The organism is Cellvibrio sp. (assembly GCF_039207905.1).
In the GTDB taxonomy this organism is placed as follows: domain Bacteria; phylum Pseudomonadota; class Gammaproteobacteria; order Pseudomonadales; family Cellvibrionaceae; genus Cellvibrio.
The window spans coordinates 80,737-98,570 of sequence record NZ_JBCECX010000008.1; the positions used below are offsets into that span (position 1 = coordinate 80,737).

General features: G+C 43.8%; 19 protein-coding genes. 10 read left to right on the plus strand and 9 right to left on the minus strand.

The window, feature by feature from the left end; all coding sequences use genetic code 11:
- Positions 1-55: 55 nt before the first annotated feature.
- Positions 56-1,831, plus strand: coding sequence for a sensor domain-containing diguanylate cyclase (locus tag AAGC78_RS06505; protein WP_435783241.1), 1,776 nt, complete (start codon positions 56-58; stop codon positions 1,829-1,831).
- A 120-nt stretch (positions 1,832-1,951) separates the two neighbouring features.
- Here AAGC78_RS06505 and AAGC78_RS06510 read toward each other — a convergent pair whose 3' ends face one another.
- Entirely contained in the window at positions 1,952-4,390 is a 2,439-nt protein-coding gene (locus tag AAGC78_RS06510) for a hybrid sensor histidine kinase/response regulator (RefSeq protein ID WP_435783242.1), read from the minus strand.
- 373 nt (positions 4,391-4,763) lie between these two features.
- Here AAGC78_RS06510 and AAGC78_RS06515 point away from each other — a divergent pair, with 373 nt between their 5' ends.
- Both AAGC78_RS06515 and AAGC78_RS06520 read left to right on the plus strand, forming a co-directional pair.
- The gene (locus tag AAGC78_RS06515; protein ID WP_435783243.1) at positions 4,764-5,195 is read left to right on the plus strand and encodes a PRC-barrel domain-containing protein; all 432 of its coding nucleotides are present in this window, start codon (positions 4,764-4,766) and stop codon (positions 5,193-5,195) included.
- 60 nt (positions 5,196-5,255) lie between these two features.
- Positions 5,256-5,663, plus strand: a complete 408-nt coding sequence (locus AAGC78_RS06520) for a hypothetical protein (protein ID WP_435783244.1) — start codon at positions 5,256-5,258, stop codon at positions 5,661-5,663.
- On the opposite strand, the gene AAGC78_RS06525 is transcribed toward AAGC78_RS06520, so the two are convergent.
- On the minus strand, positions 5,644-6,132 hold the full coding sequence (locus AAGC78_RS06525; protein WP_435783245.1) for a DUF892 family protein: 489 nt from the start codon (positions 6,130-6,132) through the stop codon (positions 5,644-5,646). The two genes, AAGC78_RS06520 and AAGC78_RS06525, sit on opposite strands and share 20 nt — an antisense overlap.
- A 269-nt stretch (positions 6,133-6,401) precedes the next feature.
- On the opposite strand from AAGC78_RS06525, the gene AAGC78_RS06530 reads away from it, so the two are divergent.
- Together AAGC78_RS06530 and AAGC78_RS06535 are read left to right on the plus strand one after the other, a co-directional pair.
- On the plus strand, positions 6,402-7,568 hold the full coding sequence (locus tag AAGC78_RS06530) for a zinc-dependent alcohol dehydrogenase (protein WP_435783246.1): 1,167 nt from the start codon (positions 6,402-6,404) through the stop codon (positions 7,566-7,568).
- A gap of 303 nt (positions 7,569-7,871) precedes the next feature.
- Positions 7,872-8,369 (plus strand): CinA family protein, encoded by a 498-nt coding sequence (locus tag AAGC78_RS06535; RefSeq protein ID WP_435783247.1) that lies wholly within the window; start codon positions 7,872-7,874, stop codon positions 8,367-8,369.
- Between the two features lie 25 nt (positions 8,370-8,394).
- Here AAGC78_RS06535 and AAGC78_RS06540 read toward each other — a convergent pair whose 3' ends face one another.
- Entirely contained in the window at positions 8,395-8,598 is a 204-nt protein-coding gene (locus AAGC78_RS06540; protein WP_435783248.1) for a hypothetical protein, read from the minus strand.
- A gap of 17 nt (positions 8,599-8,615) precedes the next feature.
- Entirely contained in the window at positions 8,616-8,783 is a 168-nt protein-coding gene (locus AAGC78_RS06545) for a hypothetical protein (protein ID WP_435783249.1), read from the minus strand.
- Positions 8,784-9,037: 254 nt separating this feature from the next.
- On the opposite strand from AAGC78_RS06545, the gene AAGC78_RS06550 reads away from it, so the two are divergent.
- Positions 9,038-9,484 carry a DUF1810 domain-containing protein gene (locus tag AAGC78_RS06550; RefSeq protein WP_435783250.1) on the plus strand — a complete coding sequence of 149 codons (447 nt, stop codon included), beginning with the start codon at positions 9,038-9,040 and terminating at the stop codon, positions 9,482-9,484.
- A 120-nt stretch (positions 9,485-9,604) separates the two neighbouring features.
- Here the strand turns inward: AAGC78_RS06550 and xth are convergent, their stop codons facing one another.
- Entirely contained in the window at positions 9,605-10,375 is a 771-nt protein-coding gene (gene xth / locus AAGC78_RS06555; protein ID WP_435783251.1) for an exodeoxyribonuclease III, read from the minus strand.
- A 276-nt stretch (positions 10,376-10,651) separates the two neighbouring features.
- Here xth and AAGC78_RS06560 point away from each other — a divergent pair, with 276 nt between their 5' ends.
- Positions 10,652-10,966, plus strand: a complete 315-nt coding sequence (locus tag AAGC78_RS06560) for a hypothetical protein (RefSeq protein ID WP_435783252.1) — start codon at positions 10,652-10,654, stop codon at positions 10,964-10,966.
- A gap of 28 nt (positions 10,967-10,994) precedes the next feature.
- On the opposite strand, the gene AAGC78_RS06565 is transcribed toward AAGC78_RS06560, so the two are convergent.
- The 3 genes from AAGC78_RS06565 to AAGC78_RS06575 form a co-directional block, all read right to left on the minus strand.
- Complete coding sequence (locus tag AAGC78_RS06565) at positions 10,995-11,180, minus strand: hypothetical protein (RefSeq protein ID WP_435783253.1); 186 nt, start codon at positions 11,178-11,180, stop codon at positions 10,995-10,997.
- Positions 11,181-11,389: 209 nt separating this feature from the next.
- The gene (locus AAGC78_RS06570) at positions 11,390-12,295 is read right to left on the minus strand and encodes a glucose 1-dehydrogenase (protein ID WP_435783254.1); all 906 of its coding nucleotides are present in this window, start codon (positions 12,293-12,295) and stop codon (positions 11,390-11,392) included.
- 58 nt (positions 12,296-12,353) lie between these two features.
- A complete protein-coding gene (locus AAGC78_RS06575) occupies positions 12,354-13,583 on the minus strand; it encodes a zinc-dependent alcohol dehydrogenase (protein ID WP_435783255.1) in 1,230 nt (409 codons plus the stop codon).
- A 317-nt stretch (positions 13,584-13,900) separates the two neighbouring features.
- Here AAGC78_RS06575 and AAGC78_RS06580 point away from each other — a divergent pair, with 317 nt between their 5' ends.
- Complete coding sequence (locus tag AAGC78_RS06580) at positions 13,901-14,122, plus strand: DUF2934 domain-containing protein (protein ID WP_435783256.1); 222 nt, start codon at positions 13,901-13,903, stop codon at positions 14,120-14,122.
- Positions 14,123-14,383: 261 nt separating this feature from the next.
- Here the strand turns inward: AAGC78_RS06580 and AAGC78_RS06585 are convergent, their stop codons facing one another.
- The gene (locus AAGC78_RS06585) at positions 14,384-15,274 is read right to left on the minus strand and encodes a LysR family transcriptional regulator (protein WP_435783257.1); all 891 of its coding nucleotides are present in this window, start codon (positions 15,272-15,274) and stop codon (positions 14,384-14,386) included.
- Positions 15,275-15,397: 123 nt separating this feature from the next.
- On the opposite strand from AAGC78_RS06585, the gene AAGC78_RS06590 reads away from it, so the two are divergent.
- A complete protein-coding gene (locus AAGC78_RS06590) occupies positions 15,398-16,609 on the plus strand; it encodes an MFS transporter (RefSeq protein WP_435783258.1) in 1,212 nt (403 codons plus the stop codon).
- A gap of 48 nt (positions 16,610-16,657) precedes the next feature.
- Positions 16,658-17,779 (plus strand): alpha/beta hydrolase, encoded by a 1,122-nt coding sequence (locus AAGC78_RS06595; RefSeq protein WP_435783259.1) that lies wholly within the window; start codon positions 16,658-16,660, stop codon positions 17,777-17,779.
- Positions 17,780-17,834: the final 55 nt, after the last annotated feature.

Consider the following 17,834-nt stretch of genomic DNA (forward strand, 5'->3'; position numbering starts at 1 on the left):
GCTACACTTCACTCATAGCCTTTTGGTATTTACTCCTTAGTGATAGAGAAGACCCATGATTCAGCATTTGACGCATATTTTTGACGATATAGAGACGTTGGTCTCCGAGGTATCAAGCGGTGTGATAGCCCGCGCAGTGGAAAATTCCCACGTGCAGCTTGTGCAGATTTATTGTGCCGAGGCGAATAAGGTGCAGATATCGGCCATCACCTTAGCGATTAAGACGATATTGCCATCGGCAGTAGTGGTGGGAGCAACTACCGTGGGTGAAGTAGCTCATGGTCGATTGATGACTAACCGAACCATTATTGGGTTCACTTGTTTTGAATCCTCCAGTGTTCATGTATTTGCCATTGAATGCAGCAACGGCGATGAGCACAATGTTGGAGCTGAGTTGGGTCAGCGTATTAGTGATAGCACAAGCAATGCTGTTGGCATGCTACTGCTTTCTACACCTTTAAGTATTGATACCTCATCATTGCTGCTGGGTATTGAATCTACGTTAGGAAATTTTCCTGTTTTTGGTGGCGGGGCGGGTGATTACGCTGCGATGAAAAATTCATTGGTATTTTCCGATGTTGGTCAATTTAGTAAAGGTGCCATTGCTGTTGTTTTTTCTGGTGATGATCTTCACATCGAGGCTAACACTTATCTAGGATGGCGCCCTTTAAGCCGATCCATGCAAGTAACAGAGGTTGACGGGCTGAGTGTTAAGTGCGTTGATGGTGAGCCTGCTTTCGAGGTTTATCGTCGTTATCTTAATTTGCCAGCTGATGATCAATTCTTCGTCAACGCATTGGAGTTTCCATTTTTACTTGAGCGCGAGGGCCAACTGTTGGCGCGGGTTCCTGTTGCGGTAGATGAGCATGGCGCATTGCAGTTTGTTGCTGATATTCGAGAAGGAGAACATTTCCGTATTGGTTACGGTGATATTGATTTAGTAACTGAAGATGCCAAACAACTTCATGATGTGATGGTGCAATTTGATCCGCAGGTTATTTTTCTGTACACCTGCGGTTGTCGTCGATTTTTAATGCAAGAGGATGTGGATTTGGAAACGCAACCTTTCGAGTCGGTTGCACCCACATTTGGTTTTTACACCTACGGTGAGTTTTTTGGCTCTTCATCTTTGAGCTTACTGAATTCTACTATGGTGGCCATTGGCTTGCGTGAAGGAGAAAAAGTTCAGCGTGGACAGCTTGAGACAGTGCACTTGCCGATTACGTCGCCAGACGAGCGAGATCCATATGCCAATAAACATGCCCGTGTGGTATCCAAATTATTGCGTTTCATTGATGTTGTAACATCTGAGCTTGAGGCCTCAATGCACGAAATCACTAAACTATCGATTACTGATAGCTTAACGCAACTGGTAAATCGTATTCGACTGGACAGGGTGCTTGATGAACAAATTGAACTGGCCAATCGCTATCAAACCCTATTCGCTATTATCTTGCTGGATGTCGATCACTTTAAGCAGGTGAATGATACTCATGGTCATTTAGTGGGTGACGATGTGTTGGTGCGATTGGCACAAATACTCATGACAAACACACGTAGTGTAGATGTGGTTGGTCGTTGGGGTGGTGAGGAGTTCCTAATCATAGCGCCTAATACGGGTATTGATGAGGCAGCAATTTTTGCTGAAAAATTACGCCTTGCGTTGGCCGGGACAGAATTCCCCGTGGTTGGCTACACAACTGGTAGCTTCGGTGTTACCAGTTTTGTGCCAGGTGATAACCTTGGGACACTTGTTGCACGCGCGGATGCAGCGCTTTATATAGCTAAAAAGGCGGGTCGCAATCAAGTGAAGATTGATCAAGTGATGTGATTACGTGATTTTGTCGCACTCGAATTAGTCTTATTTTAAGACAGCAAGTGTTTAATATTAAATAATTTTTCCAGCCTTGTTTTTCAGAGAAGGTTGCTGCTGCTTCAGCTTTTGACTTTATTAAAAACCAGATGCCAGCGAAATTAACTGGTTTATTTCATTAATGGCTGCTGGTTTGGTCAAGTGTGCATCAAAGCCTGCTGCTTTGGTTTTATCCCGATGATTTTCGCTGCCCCATCCTGTTAATGCTGCCAGCATCGTTTCACGCAAATGGGGAATACTCCTGATTTTTTCAGCTACTTCATAACCGTTTAAACTTGGCATACCGAGATCTAGGATTACTAATTCAAAATTTTTTGCGGCAGCAAGGTTAAGTGCTTGTTCGCCGTCATACGCGATTTCTACTTGATGGCCTAGCAACGATAGAAGTTTCGATAGCGTATCGACGGCATCCTGGTTGTCATCTGCTATGAGTATTCGTAGTGATTTATTTGCATGAGTTTCATGGTCTATTTGCGCGATAGTTGGAGTTGGAAGAATCACCTCACCTTCAGCAATCGGCAATTTTAGTGTGAAAGTGCTTCCTTTACCGTCGCCATCACTCTCTGCTATTACAGAGCCCCCATGCATTTGAGCCAAGCTTTGTACAAGTGATAAACCAATCCCAAGGCCGCCTTGTGAGTGGTTTTTATTTTTGGGGATCTGCGTGAACATATCGAACACTTGTTCAAGTGCATCATGCGGAATACCAATTCCGTTGTCGATCACGGATATGACAGCAAAACTATCTTCAATCCATGCTTTCAAAACTATGTGACCGCCAGTTGGCGTGTATTTAATAGCGTTAGTGAGTAGATTACTTAATATTTGAGCGATGCGGGCAGGGTCGGCGTCAAGCCAGATAGTGTCATCGCAAATTTGGATTTCCAGTTTGTGTCCTGCTGATTCTATTTGCGCAAGCACCGCCTCAATAGCCATAGTCGCAATCGATGTGAAATCGATACGTTGATTTTTTAGTTCTATTTTTCCGCTATTGATGCGTGCAATTTCAAGCAGGTCATCAATTAGTCGGACTAATTGATTAAGCTGTCGCCCCATCATTTCAAGCGCTTTACTGTGCGATTCCGGACTTGGCTGCGATATTCGCATGAGTTCCAATCCGGTCCGGATTGGCGCTAAAGGATTGCGTAATTCATGGGCCAGTGTGGCCAGGAACTCAGTTTTGCGGCGATTAGTTTCGGCAAGGTCATTGGCTAGCTGCTGAAGCATTTCTTCATGTTCTTTACGCTCGGTAACATCACGTGTTGTTCCGGCGATAACTTCTACTTCGCCATCGGGTCCTAACACGGGAACAAAAATGTAATCATAAATACGGCGACCAAATGCGCCATTAAAAGGTACATCACCTCTTACCGGTTTTTTTGTTGCGATAACTTGTTCAATTTCACGATCATGCATCTCTGCATGCCAAGGCTCATAACCTAATTCGAGACAATTTTTTCCAATTGCTTCTTCCCAGGTTTTTCCCCACATTTTAAGCAGCACGGCATTGGCATAAATGAAACGATGGTTGCGATCAAAAACATAAGCAAGATCTGGTGTGTGCGAAAGGAATGTTTCGTAAAATCGTTTTCGCTGCTCTGATTCAAAACTCAGTGCTGCCAAATTTTGCTCGGTCGTTATTTGGTGGGTTATATCACGGAAAAGAACTGCTATCCCTTCTTCATAGGGATAGACATAAATGTCGAGCCATATTCTTTTAGCTGCGAGTTCATAGCAGCGCATAAGGCTCGCAGGTTGACGCTCGCGCATCACATATTTATAGGTGTCGCCCACCTCCAGATTTTCTGAGCCAGGCCATATGTCCCAATGGGCGCGTCCAATAACATCAGCTTCCGACATTGCATTCATCGTCAGACCCGCCGCATTTATTTGAAGGACGCAGAAATTACGATCCATCAACATGAACCCATCCTTCAACGTCCTGAGAATATGATGACTGCGTTCTTGCTCGCGATTTAATTCGGCTTGATGCTGTAGTGCAAGGCGAGCTTCGGCTTGTTTGCGGTGTTCAATTTCCTCTTCGAGTTGCTGATTAAGTTGCTGAAGTTTTTCGCGAGCTTGATGTTGCTCGGTAACATTATTGCAAACAACCAGAACGCCATGTACACCGGAATCATCTTCAATCGGGCTGAACCCGTATGTCCAACGCTCATCATGTAACTCCCCGTGACGAGTGACTTGAAGTAACTGTTCTTCATGCCAGGTAGCGCCTTGGCCGGACATCACATAATCGATCTGTGGACCAATGATCGCCCAGATTTCTTCCCAACACTCGCGGCCGCGCTGACCCAAAGCACTTGGATGTCTTCCACCCGCATCCATTGTTTGAAGATATGCGTCGTTATAAAACTGGATAAGTTCAGGACCCCACCAGATGAACATCGGATGATTGCTTGTAAGGAGTAGGCGCAAGCTTGTTTTGAGCGTTGACGGCCAGGATTGAGGAGAGCCCAGGCGAGAACCTTCCCAATCATAATTGCGCATAAGTCCACCCATGACTCCGCCTCCTGATAGGAATGCGATGGAGCTGGGCGGAGGATTACTAATGTTCTCCATGCAAAGGCCCTTTAGTGTCCTTAGATAACATTTGATAAATATGGATAATGATGTGAAATCATATCCTGAAGTGGTTGAGACGTCAGCGCATATTAATTTTTATCTTTTAAAAATAAAATAGCCTGCTTTGTAAAAAATAAAATGCATGAGCTTTCTATATCAGTGGGGATGGCTGAAAGATCATTGTTTTTTTAATTAGAAGGTTAAACGTTAGCTGACGTACAGATAACCAATTATTCAGCGCGTAATTTATAAGTTCCAAATCTGCATCGTAAAAATAATCGGTGTGGTTAGTCATACAGGAGAATCAATTATGAACTACGAAACTCGTGACACCTATGGTATTTATAAAACAAATCCATTGCACATTAATGGCAACGGCCCTGGTCCTCGTCTTATGGGAGCGGACACTCTAAACGGTAATGACGTTTATAACCGCGCTGAAGAAAATCTGGGCGACATTAAAGAAATCATGCTCGACGTTGCTAATGGGAAAATTAGTTATGCCGTACTTTCATTCGGGTCCTTTTTAGGTTTGGGTGGAAAATTATTTGCGGTACCTTGGAGTGCATTAACTCTGGATACAGAAAATAAGCGCTTTATTCTGGATGTCAGCAAAGAGCGCCTTGAAAATGCGCCTGGATTTGACAAGGATGATTGGCCAGATATGGCGGATGAGACTTGGGCTAAAAATGTCCACAGCTATTACGGTAGTCAGTACCAAGACCTGACTATTAAAAACTAAAGTTCGTCATGCTAAAAATCCCTCTTAGACAGAGGGATTTTTATTTAAAGGAGATATGCCATGCGCCTGCCTGATACAACCCATCGTGTATCCCAGCATACGTCGGATAAGGTAAATCGTAAAATTGAGGAGGATACCCAGCGTTCCATATCATTCTACAAAAATAACCCTGCCAGAATACCTAATCGTCTTAGGCAGCTTGATCGTGAATGGGATATTGAACGGGCGTTAGAAACAAATGCATCTACCCTTATCGTGATTACCTGTTTACTTGGATTTTCAGTGAGTACTGCATTTTTTGTGATTCCTCTTCTGGTTGGAGCTTTTCTGTTGCAGCATGCGCTACAAGGCTGGTGTCCTCCACTTCCAATTTTGCGTCGGATGGGATTTCGTACATCGTCAGAAATAGCCGCAGAGCGTAAAATTTTAGAGGAGATTGTGGAACAATCTACTCTGAGTTCAAAATGAATAATCGCGTAACATAAGCTAACGCTTCTTCAATCCAATTTGCTCTGCTTTGAGCTCGGTTCAAAATTGTCTTGCAGACTGTTAACGTCTCATTATCATTTAGCTCTAAAGCGGCGGCAATGAGGATTTGATATGATCCGATAGCCATTTGTGTGAAGCTGTGCAACGTAAGAATTACTTTAACTGGTTCGTCATTCACTGCTATTCCCGAAAAGTTTTTAACTTTAGCAGATAGCTTGCCTTCGATATCTTTCAATAGAGATTTATTGCAGCCTAGCTGTTGCATTCTAATAGACAGCAACACTTTATGCTCAGTCGCGTAATTAATCTCAAAATGTAGCCTCTTTTGTATTTCCGGGTGCGCATTAAGTTTATCTGCATGGCCGGAGAATAGCTTCTCTGCTTGCACTTCAATCGCATGGGCGTCGACTAGCCAATCCCGGATATGTTGTCTCGCCATGTCAGTCATCACAGAAACCTCGCTGTAAAAGTATTTACCTGCAATGTGGATACCAATCTATAAGCAGGCTCATCGACCCACGTGTGATTGTGATTTCTTGAATTAATTTTGGCCTGCTATTTTTTTTTCACAGAGTAAATTTTAAATTTTCTGTAACTTTTACATTAGTTTTTGAATGCCGCATCGAAAAATTGATGCGCATTGTCGGTTAACGAACAGCGCACGTTGTTGTAATGCCGTCTTATTGCCACTTATTAATGCAACTTTTCGGAGGCTGTATGCGCGCATTGACCTATCATGGTAGTAAAGATGTTCGAGTAGATAATGTTCCTGATCCAGTTATCCAGGAACAGGACGATATTATTCTTAAAGTCACCGCCACCGCTATTTGCGGATCAGACTTACATTTATATCGCGGAAAAATTCCTCAAACAAAACACGGTGATATTTTTGGTCATGAGTTCATGGGAGTTGTCGAAGAGCGAGGCTCAGCAGTCACTCATCTTCACAAAGGAGATCGGGTGGTCATTCCATTCGTTATTGCCTGTGGCAGTTGCTTTTTTTGCGCAATGAATTTGCATGCAGCATGCGAGACAACTAATTCGGCCAGAGGTGCGCTGTTAAATAAAAAGCAGACACCTAGCGGCGCAGCGTTGTTTGGCTACAGTCATTTGTACGGTGGTGTTCCCGGTGGGCAAGCGGAGTATGTCCGTGTACCCAAAGCGAATGTTGGCCCATTCAAAATTCCGGATGGCTTGGATGATGAGCAAGTGTTGTTCCTGTCCGATATTTTGCCAACTGGCTACCAAGCGGTTGTTAATGCAGGAGTGTCAATTGGTAGCACGCTAGTTATTTTTGGTGCTGGACCTGTAGGGTTGATGGCTGCTGCTTGTGCGCGCTTGTTAGGAGCAGCAGAAATTTTCATGGTAGATCATCACTCATATAGATTGGAATTTGCCCGTCAGCATTATGGTGTTATCCCGATCAATTTTGATGAGGTCGATGATCCCGCTGAAGCAATTATCGAGCAAACTGTTGGGCATCGAGGAGTCGATGCTGCAATCGATGCGGTAGGCTTCGAGGCAAAGGGAAGTGCTCTTGAGTCCACACTGACGGCGTTAAAATTGGAAGGTAGTAGCGGCGCAGCGTTGCGTCAATGTATTGCGTCAGTAAGACGGGGTGGGATCGTGAGTGTGCCTGGCGTATACGCAGGTTTTATCCATGGATTTTTATTTGGCGATGCGTTCGAGAAAGGCCTGACCTTCAAGTCTGGTCAGACGCATGTACAAGCTGTGCTACCTAAATTGTTAGAGCGCATTATTCTTGGCGAATTAAAACCGGACATTATTATTTCCCATCGCTTGCCACTGGCGGATGCTGCTGAAGGGTACCGCATTTTTAATGAGAAAGAAGATACGTGCCGAAAAGTAGTGCTTCGCCCATGAGTTAGTTGCAGAGAAAATAATGGTCTCCCAAATAATAATTGTAATTACCGGTGTATTGGCTGTCTGGCTAAGTCAAGATGCATGCGAATCAAGAAGGCGATTTGCATGCTTATTTGGTATGGCCGGCCAGCCATTCTGGTTTTATTCAACTTATCAGGCGGAGCAGTGGGGAATATTCGCGCTTAGCTTTTTATATACCGCCGCCTGGATCAAGGGGGTCAAGATTTATTGGTGGGACAAATGGCGTAATGGCAGTACGAATTAATATTCGTATCAAAAAGTGACGAACAGAGTTGAGAGGCCATGGCTGATTTTTCTTCCATCATTAAATTCTTGAGTGAGCGTGAGTACAAGCTCGTTACAGCTGAGTCCTGTACTGCCGGTATGGTTACTTCATTGCTTGCTACTACGCCAGGATGCGGGGCCGTACTTGAGATTGGCTATGTCGTATATAGTGAAAAGGCCAAACACTATTGCTTAGGTGTCGACCTACAGACGATGGACGCATTTGGTTTAACCAGCGAGGAGGTCGCCCAGGAAATGGCTTTAGGGGCGTTGGATCGTAGCGGTGCTGATTTTGCGATTGCTGTAACTGGAAAGGCAGAATCAAATGACGAATTGGGTGGTGTTATCTGTTTCGCTTATGCACTTCGAATGTATCACATTACAAAAGTCTTCACTCAAACTAAAAAATTTAATGGCGATAGAGAAACGGTTATGAGATCCGCTGCGGAATATGCCATTGTGAATATTCCTAATGCACACAATCAGTTGCTTGCTCAATTCCTCTTATGTAGATGAAGTGGTAATTATTGGATCATATTGCTCAAGGGGTATCTTTCAATTCGGCTTCCCTTGGTCTAGGAGAATTTATATCTGGTTCTTTTCCACAATGTTTACTCTTCTTATATGGTGCGCAAGAATCATTGATTTCAATATCGTCTGTTAAATCACCTCCAGTCATGCGCTCGGCAGGACCAGATTTGGCAGGGTTTGATTGTTGGTAATTCTCGTCTTTTTTGGAAGTCACTTTTGAACACCTCTCGACTATTCATTAATAGATTGGTTTGCCTTTTTTTGTTCATTTATCGTGTTGTTGCAGTCTTCAGGATCATAGGTTTTTTGTATTCCGCCGGTCACAAAACCTATCAAAAAAGTTAAAATTAAAACTGCCCCTGACACAACAATCGGTTTTATGGATCTTTTTTGATTCATGTTATATCTCACTGTGAAAATAGATATATTGAATTTCGTAAGTAACAATGACAGTAAGCAATCATCCGCTCAAGATGAAGTGTTGCCTAATTAACCCAAACTATCTGTGTGTAATCGTACATTTTTATGATTGGCTGCGGCTTTAGCCTCAGGAGTGTCGTTAAAGCCGACAGTCATGTTGAATTTGATGTCGTTGATCTTTGCAACTGGAAAAATTTGTTGAATACATTCGAGGACACTTAGAGGATCTGATAGTGCAGCAGGATTTTAATTTAGTTCGCTTTCTTCTGGCGCAGGAAAATGATTACGTGGGTGCCTTACAAGAGCTTCGATTAGGCAAAAAGAGGACTCACTGGATTTGGTATATATTTCCTCAGCTCAAGGGATTGGGGCGAAGCGCTATGGCTGAGACTTATGGAATAACTGGATTAGATGAAGCGCGCGCATATTTAGCTCATCCAATTTTAGGTGCGCGCCTTAAGGAGTCAATCGAAGCAATGGAGAGTCAATATTCTGATGATGCTACATCGGTACTAGGAGAACTGGATGCGTTAAAGTTGAAGTCATGTCTGACACTGTTTTCTTGCGTTGCACCTTCGGAAAAAATCTTTAAACATGCAATTGATCGCTTCTTCAGCGGAAAGCTTGATGCAGTCACGCTAGCGCTAATAAGCAATATTCCACAGGCATATCGTGAGTGATCGTGTTTAACCATCAATAAGGAGTGTATATTTCGTATGATTACAGCTGCCAATCATTTTTTCGGAGACTACAGCGCTCGCCCGAGCCCGCCTCAAAACATATCCTTTAGGTGAGCCCAATTATTTGAGGCTTATCCACACCGGTGCATGGTCGCTGGACTTTTCCCAGCCCCTTACGTGCACATCGACTCCGCTATCCAAGAGACGTGTGTTTGCTTTCTTATTTAATAACAAATGATCGATGCGTAGACCCGCATTGCGTTTAAATACATTGCGGAAGTAATCCCAAAAGGTATAAATGTCGTCATCTGGATGCTGTTCGCGTATCGCGTCTGTCCAACCTTGACTCTTCAAAACTTCAAATGCTTCTTTCACTTCTGGCCGAAATAGAGCTTCGCCAATCCATCTTTCTGGCTTGTAAACGTCTTTGTTTGTTGGAATTACATTGTAATCTCCGACCAGAATCACAGGTGCGTTGAGATTCACCAGGGTTTGAGCATGAGCGATAAGCCTTTTTATCCAGACAAGTTTATAATCGAATTTGGGGCCTGGCGCAGGATTTCCATTGGGCGTGTAGAGGCAGCCAATAACCATCCCATTTATTGCTGCTTCCAGATACCGATTATGCATGTCCTCCTCGCCACCTGGAAGAAATCTTCTAACTTCCAAGGGAAGTCCTACTTTTGAGAGTATCGCTACGCCGTTCCAACTTTTCTGGCCGTGCCAGATGGATGCGTATCCTAAATCCAACAACAGGCTTTCAGGAAATTTTTCCTGCGGCGTTTTCAATTCCTGTAGGCAGACGATGTCAGGACTTTCTTCTTTAAGCCAACGGACAAGCACGTTAAGACGCGCGTTAATTCCATTGACATTATAGGTAGCAATTTTCACTGGCTCGTCCTCATTTCATTACAAAATTTAAATAAATTGCTGTTGCCTTTTCTTCTCGTGCCGGATTGGTGTCTCGTTTGGACTATTTATCACATGTATGAAATGTTCAAAAGTCTCCTGCGTGACGACAAAAAATCTCGAAATAATAATTAAAGAAAGTGATCTACTTTTCTTTGGTTTTCGTAACGAATACTCATCTGAACTTATATTTAAAAACCGGTATGCAGTTGATCTTTATTAGCTGCGCATAGCGTTACGTGACAAATGAGTATGACAATGAAGGAAGCTATGGGGGTCTTACCCTTAAAAGACCAAGTGATAATATGCGTAACCGACGCGTTAGCTGCGACAAATCGCTATCTTGAGGCTTGTCCGCACTTTTCTGCCGGTGGAAAGCTTGAGCACATCAGTTTCCACACTAGGAACATTCCGCAGGTAAAAATATTTCATCTATCTGCTGAATACGATTCGAATGGATTAATAGTAGGGCTGGGTGGAAGCATCGTTGTAAAGGTGAATTCTGGTTTAATGAATTACAATCACGTCTTTAGTGAGTTGCAGAAGATCATCCCACACATTAATGAAATATGATATGAGTTGAGCCGCCAAGAGGTCTTCGTCAGTCAATTTTTTGCTTTTCCTTCGGCGGTTCCAGGGAAACACTATTTTCGATGGTGCTACGTTCAGTTCTGTTAACGCGATCTTTTTTTGAAGCATGAGTATGGATAATCGCAATCACAGTCAGAATGACTATCAGCAAGATGAATCCAATTAACCAACCCGGTTGTGAAATATATTCGTTCATAAATATTCGCCTATTCTAAATTGATGATTATTTTGTAGAGAAAGATTTAAATTTCCGAATGATCTACAGCAATCACAAATTTTTATGTGACTTCGATAAGAGGGGGTCACTACGCAGTAAGGTGATCCTCATGCATTGAACTTTGTTGTCTGGATGACCGCAATCAAAATGATTGCGGGATTTACCGCGCTTGTGTTGTATATATTAATTTAGGGTAAATGAGCTCCACCGGTTACCCCAATTGTCTCAGCAGTAATATAACTTGATTCCTGGGAGGCAAGAAAAACAAACGCGGGAGCCACTTCAGCGGGTTGCCCCGGTCTTCCCATAGGTACATGCTCACCAAAGTGTTCCAATTTTTCTTCAGATTGTCCGCCACTTAGTTGTATAGGTGTCCAGACTGGCCCTGGTGCGACAGCATTGACCCTGATTCCTTTTTTAATGAGCATTTTTGCTAATCCTTTAGTAAAAGCAGTGATGGCACCTTTGCTTGATGCATAGGCCAATAAACCAGGAGAAGGTTGGTAAGATTGTATCGAGGTTGTATTAATAATACTGGCGCCTGCGGGCATATGTGGGACAGCAGCTTTGGTTATCCAGAACATTGCAAAAACATTCGTTGCGTATACTTCTTGAAAGTCATCCGATGGTATATCTTCGAGTTCTTCAATGTATTGCTGTTTAGCGGCGTTGTTGACCAATATATCAATAGAGCCCAAATGTTCCACAGCTCCCTTTACCAACTCCTCGCAAAAACTTTTGTCAGTAATATCACCGGGGATGCAAATTCCTTTTCGACCCGTTTTTTCGATTAGCCTTAATGTTTCAGTTGCATCGATTTCTTCACTGGGAAGATGAGTGATGACTAAATCAGCTCCCTCACGTGCAAAAGCAATTGCCACTGCTCGACCTATACCTGAGTCTGCGCCCGTAACCAACGCTTTTCTCCCGGCAAGACGCTCAGAGCCACGATAAGTGTCTTCTCCATGATCCGCTTGCGGTTTTAGCAAAGTATCCAAGGCAGGGTCAGGCTGAGATGGATCTGGTTTTGCGTGAGGTAGCTGATATTGAAAACGAGGATCTTGCATTGTGTATTGGTCAGTTGCATTCATCATGTTTCTCCTTTCATTGATTCATTTGAACCATTAGTTCTAAATATGCGTGAGAAAAATTTTAATTCGACGAATCTGTTTCTTGAGCGCGAAGTTCAACTTTAATCCAACCATTGTCCCGTCTATCAAATGCCTTAAATGCTTCGATAACATCGCTTAGAGACTCGACATTCGTAAGAATTTTGCTGGGATCAATTCTTCCACTGACGGTGAGATCAATTAGTGTGGGGATATATTTGCGATGATGGCAATTGCCCATATTGATGGTCAGTCCTTTTTCAACCGCAATTCCGATTGGAAACGAGGTGGACTTTTCGGAATAAACTCCGATGATTGCAAGGGTACCCGCTTTAGCTAAAGCGTTTACTGCCCAATACAAAACTTGGCTGGGGCCATCACCTGGGTGCCAATTGTTTCCATCGGGTGCAGAAATCGGGGCAATTTCTTTTACTTCTTTTTCAAATCGCTCAAGGGTTTCTGGCGTCTGTTGATCTCCTCCGTGTTGATGCGAGTGTTCTGCATCTACACCGACAGCATCTATTGCCCGGTCAACACCAATTCCTCGGGTGAGTCGTTGTAGTGTGCTTACCGGATCTTCTTGTTCAAAGTTAATAATTTCTGCACCTTGTGCCTGCGCCATTTTCAAGCGATCAGGGTGTTTGTCTATCGCGAAAACACGAGCGGCGCCCATGATTTTTGCACTTGCAATGGCAAATTGCCCCACGGGCCCACAGCCAAATACTGCGACGGTGTCTCCAGTTTTAATTTCAGCCAGCTCAGCTCCAAAATAACCTGTCGGAAAAATGTCGGACAGTAAAATTGCTTGGTCATCGGAAATTTCTGACGGTAATTTTATTAGTCCTATGTTTGCAAATGGAATGCGTGCTTTTTCTGCTTGCAGTCCGTGGAAAGGCCCGGTGTTCTCAGGTCCTCCGAAAAATGCAGTGCCAGCTGATTTACCATGTGGATTCGCGTTATCGCATTGAGAATAATATCCGGCGCGACAGTACGAGCAATTTCCACAAGCGATAGTTGAAGGCACGACCACGCGATCACCTACTTGGAGATTACGCACATCAGCCCCTAGAGCTTCCACAATTCCCACAGCCTCATGTCCCAGAATCGTGCCTTTCTTCATACCACCTACAGTTCCTCGTACGAAATGAAGATCGGTCCCACAAATTGCGGAAGCCGTAATTCGAACGATGGCATCAGTTGATTCTTCGATTCTCGGTTCAGCCACATTTTCTAACCGGATGTCGCCGATGCCGTGAAATACTACTGCTTTCATAGCTGCCTCTCTATTTGTAGAAATCTATAATTAAATTTTTAATAGAAAACTAAACCATAAAAAATTAAATATGCTTCCTTTTAGAGGAAGCATCGGTGCGTTGAGTAACGTTATGAAATATAGATTTTTATGTTAGAGGTTTGAAGTGACTTAAATTTTCGTATTTTTAAATATAGGCATCTAAATCTATCTTTATGACGTCGAATGCTTTTTTTAAGTTAAAAAATATTTTTTATTATGCGAATGATGTTATGGTCTTTAATTAGTGCTCAACAGATTTTTTATCTTGTAATTCTATTTTAAATGGAGGGGTTGAAATGAATATCACCGATCAAAATGTTAGAGATCTGGCATACAAAATATGGGAGTTGGAAGGTTGTCCAATTGGACACGAATCTCGACATTGGGAGATGGCATTAAAACTTGCAAACAATTATAGATTTGATTCTGCTTCTGAATTTTCAGAGGGAAAAATGGCTGAAAGATTCCCTGATGATTTGATTGGTAAAGAATATAACATTAACCCAGGTGCTCATTGAGCAAAATGAAAAGAAGATGATAACTACATTTTACATGTGGTTTACTTCAAAAGTAGTGACACTTGATGGAATGTGGATTTTTATTTCATCAACGGTTAAGTCAAAAGGTGGGGGTAAATTTTACAAGAGAAAATTTATGCGGGTTGGTTTAGAACAAGATGATTACTGCTGTCTGGCATCTCTTAACGGTTTAATGGGGTGTGTCCAACATCTGCTCTTGATGCTCACTTTTAGAGCGAATATATCGGTGAAGAAGATAAGCTAGCTTCGATATCTAAATGCTTCAACAAATGCAGAAAAGGCGGGGGATGCTTGCCTCCTGTTGGGATAATAAAGATGATACCCCTGATAATACGGGCTCCATTCGGTTAGCACAGATTGGAGAGTGCCATCTCTAAGAAAAGGCGCAGCTAACTCCTCGGGTACGTAAGCGAGACCAATACCATCTATTGCCGAATTAAGTACATGCATGATGCTGTTAAACACAAGCCGTCCTTCGGCTTTGACAGTAAATGCTCGTCCATCTTTTGCGAATTCCCACGCGTAAATAGAGCCAGTTGGTCTGTGTCGGATATTGATGCACGTATGTTCTGCCAATTGGTGCGGCGTTTCCGGAATAGAGTGTTGCTTAAAATACGCGGGCGAACCTACCACAATTAATCGCCAGTCCGGGCCAAGGGGGACTGCAATCATGTCTTTGCTAATAGCTTCGCCTAAACGTATTCCTGCATCAAATCGTGCTTCCACCACGTTGGTAAAGCCGTAATCCACATATAGCTCCAGCGTAATCTCCGGATACTCTTTCACGAAGGCCGAAAGTTTGGAGCGCAGGCATAATTCAATTTGATCGTCTGTACAGGTAATGCGAATACTGCCTTTAGGTTTATCCCGTAGCTCGCCCAGTGACTCTATCTCTTCCGTGATTTGATCGAACAGTGGCCCGATTGACCGCATCAGCTTGTCGCCAGCGTCAGTTGGTGAGACATTTCGGGTCGTCCTGGCCAACAGGCGAACCCCCAATCTTTCCTCCAGTGCCCGGATGGTATGACTCAAAGCTGATGGTGTTACACGCAGTTTTGCGGCTGCCTTCGTGAAGCTCTGCTCCTGTGCTACGACCAGAAAAGCCTGAAGGTCATCCATTTTGTTATTCACTACGAACACCTCTATTAATGAATTTTATTCACAACTACATAAAGATTATGCCTGCTAATCAAAGGAATGAAAATCCGCCACTATGTGAACCTGATCTTTAGGCAAACGGAAAATCTTCGCTTTATGAGTACGCTTCAAACCACTTCCCAACTCGAAACTGCACTCGCTCCGAGTGATTACCAGCCTGCGCATTGGGGTGGCGTGCTCGCTACGACGCTGTGCGTATTCGCTTTGGTGGCATCCGAATTTATGCCCGTCAGCTTGCTTACGCCATTAGCGACAGATTTGCGAGTAACCGAAGGGATGGCCGGACAAGGTATTGCCATTTCAGGTGCATTTGCTTTGATTAATAGCCTTTTTATTTCCTCACTTGCCGGAAATATGAATCGAAAAACATTGCTGCTCGCATTAACGGTGATGATGGGAATATCCGGCGCAATTATTGCGCTGGCCTCAACTTATTTCACTTACATGTTGGGTCGTGCATTAATCGGTGTAGTGATTGGTGGTTTTTGGTCGATGTCTGCCGCAACTGCAATGCGTTTGGTTCCGACTGAACAAGTGCCGCGCGCTTTGGCGATTTTCAATAGTGGTAACGCTTTGGCAATGGTGATTGCCGCTCCTCTGGGAGCTTATCTCGGATCTGTTATCGGTTGGCGTGGTGCGTTTTTCTGCTTGGTACCGGTGGCGATAATTGCCTTTGTGTGGCAGTGGATCAGCCTTCCCTCAATGCACGCTCAAAAAAACACGCAAGTGTCAGGCAACGTTTTCAAACTGTTCCGTAGTCGCTTGGTCACGCTTGGCATGGTGGGTGTGGGATTGTTTTTTATGGGCCAATTCATGCTGTTCACTTACATCAGGCCGTTTCTGGAAGGTGTTACCAAGGCAGACATCTCCACGGTGACGTTGGTATTGCTGGTGCTTGGTGTCGCTGGTTTTGTCGGTACCGTCTTGATTGGCGCTGTACTAAAGCGCGGCTTTTATCAGACGTTGATTGGCATCCCTCTACTAATGGCTGTAATAGCCATTTCCTTGATTGCGCTTGGTAACTGGGTGGCGGCGGTAGTCGCGCTGCTGTGCGTGTGGGGATTAGTCGGAACCGCCGCCCCCGTGGGCTGGTGGGCTTGGGTTGCGCGCACATTCCCGAATAACGCAGAAGCCGGAGGCGGACTGATGGTTGCAGTAGTCCAGTTATCCATCGCACTTGGCTCCACCATCGGCGGGCTGCTGTTTGATTACAGTGGATATCAAAGTACGTTCATCGCCAGCGCAATGCTTTTGATGATTTCAGCGGCGGTGATATTCCTTACCTCGCGTTCGACAAGCTCTCCGTAATTAACACAAAACATATTTTCTCAATGATTAAGCAACAGGAGCAAAAGCATGAATGATCATCCCGAACAAACAACGCAATTATCAGCAGACAATATTCCAAATGTAGATCGTCGCAATATGCTAAAAATGACGGGGGCTGGCATCGCCGCTGCATGTGTTGCCTCATCAATTGCAACACCAGCATTGGCTGACTCAACAGTAAAGCTCAGCGAAAAATGGGATAAAACTTTTGCAAAAAGTGAAAAGGTTAATCACAAAAAAATTACGTTTAAAAACCGTTACGGAATCACACTGGCTGCCGATTTATATCAACCAAAAAATGGCAGTGGAAAAATGCCGGCGATTGCGGTGAGCGGTCCCTTTGGTGCAATTAAAGAACAATCGTCAGGACTTTATGCGCAGACGATGGCGGAACGAGGATTTGTCACGCTGGCTTTCGATCCTTCATATACCGGTGAGAGTGGCGGCGAGCCACGCCATGTAGCTTCTCCAGATATCAATACCGAAGATTTTAGTGCGGCGGTAGATTACCTTGGTTTGCTCCCATCGGTTGATCGTGAGCGAATTGGTGTTATCGGAATTTGTGGGTGGGGTGGAATGGCATTGAATGCGGCTGCTGTAGATAAGCGTATCAAAGCGGTTGTGGCGAGCACTATGTACGACATGTCCCGTGTGATGTCTAAAGGTTACAATGACAGTGTGACTAAAGAGCAGCGCACAAAGGCGTTGGAACAGTTAGGGCAGCAACGATGGAAAGATGCAGAAAATAACAAACCTGAACTTGGTCCTGTGTCTCTGGAATTAAAGGGTGGTGAACCACAATTTATTTTGGAGTATGCGGGATATTACAAATCAAAAAAACGCGGTTTTCATCCACGAGCCATTAATTCAAATAGTGCCTGGACGATTACAAATCCACTATCGTTTATGAATATGCCATTGCTTAGTTACATTGATGAAATTTCACCGCGCCCGCTTTTACTTATCCACGGTGAAAATGCGCATTCGCGTTATTTCAGCGAGACTGCCTATAAAGCAGCGACTGAACCGAAAGAGTTAATGATTATTAAAGGTGCAAACCATGTTGATCTGTACGATCAACTTGATGTGATTCCATTTGATAAGTTAACTATATTTTTTAAGGAAAATCTTTCTGCAAATAATACGTAATATGAAGTTTGCTGCTAAGGCAATCTGGTGCGTCGGATTGCTTTTATTATCTGCA

What these genes read in the sequence shown, in the direction of transcription:
- AAGC78_RS06590 (WP_435783258.1), top strand. Translation starts at nt 15,398, where the DNA reads ATGAGTACGCTTCAAACCACTTCCCAACTCGAAACTGCACTCGCTCCG.
- AAGC78_RS06570 (WP_435783254.1), bottom strand. Translation starts at nt 12,295, where the DNA reads ATGATGAATGCAACTGACCAATACACAATGCAAGATCCTCGTTTTCAA.
- AAGC78_RS06525 (WP_435783245.1), bottom strand. Translation starts at nt 6,132, where the DNA reads ATGACTGACATGGCGAGACAACATATCCGGGATTGGCTAGTCGACGCC.
- AAGC78_RS06560 (WP_435783252.1), top strand. Translation starts at nt 10,652, where the DNA reads ATGAAGGAAGCTATGGGGGTCTTACCCTTAAAAGACCAAGTGATAATA.
- AAGC78_RS06535 (WP_435783247.1), top strand. Translation starts at nt 7,872, where the DNA reads ATGGCTGATTTTTCTTCCATCATTAAATTCTTGAGTGAGCGTGAGTAC.
- AAGC78_RS06515 (WP_435783243.1), top strand. Translation starts at nt 4,764, where the DNA reads ATGAACTACGAAACTCGTGACACCTATGGTATTTATAAAACAAATCCA.
- AAGC78_RS06530 (WP_435783246.1), top strand. Translation starts at nt 6,402, where the DNA reads ATGCGCGCATTGACCTATCATGGTAGTAAAGATGTTCGAGTAGATAAT.
- AAGC78_RS06520 (WP_435783244.1), top strand. Translation starts at nt 5,256, where the DNA reads ATGCGCCTGCCTGATACAACCCATCGTGTATCCCAGCATACGTCGGAT.
- AAGC78_RS06505 (WP_435783241.1), top strand. Translation starts at nt 56, where the DNA reads ATGATTCAGCATTTGACGCATATTTTTGACGATATAGAGACGTTGGTC.
- AAGC78_RS06575 (WP_435783255.1), bottom strand. Translation starts at nt 13,583, where the DNA reads ATGAAAGCAGTAGTATTTCACGGCATCGGCGACATCCGGTTAGAAAAT.
- AAGC78_RS06565 (WP_435783253.1), bottom strand. Translation starts at nt 11,180, where the DNA reads ATGAACGAATATATTTCACAACCGGGTTGGTTAATTGGATTCATCTTG.
- AAGC78_RS06545 (WP_435783249.1), bottom strand. Translation starts at nt 8,783, where the DNA reads ATGAATCAAAAAAGATCCATAAAACCGATTGTTGTGTCAGGGGCAGTT.
- AAGC78_RS06510 (WP_435783242.1), bottom strand. Translation starts at nt 4,390, where the DNA reads ATGGGTGGACTTATGCGCAATTATGATTGGGAAGGTTCTCGCCTGGGC.
- AAGC78_RS06580 (WP_435783256.1), top strand. Translation starts at nt 13,901, where the DNA reads ATGAATATCACCGATCAAAATGTTAGAGATCTGGCATACAAAATATGG.
- AAGC78_RS06595 (WP_435783259.1), top strand. Translation starts at nt 16,658, where the DNA reads ATGAATGATCATCCCGAACAAACAACGCAATTATCAGCAGACAATATT.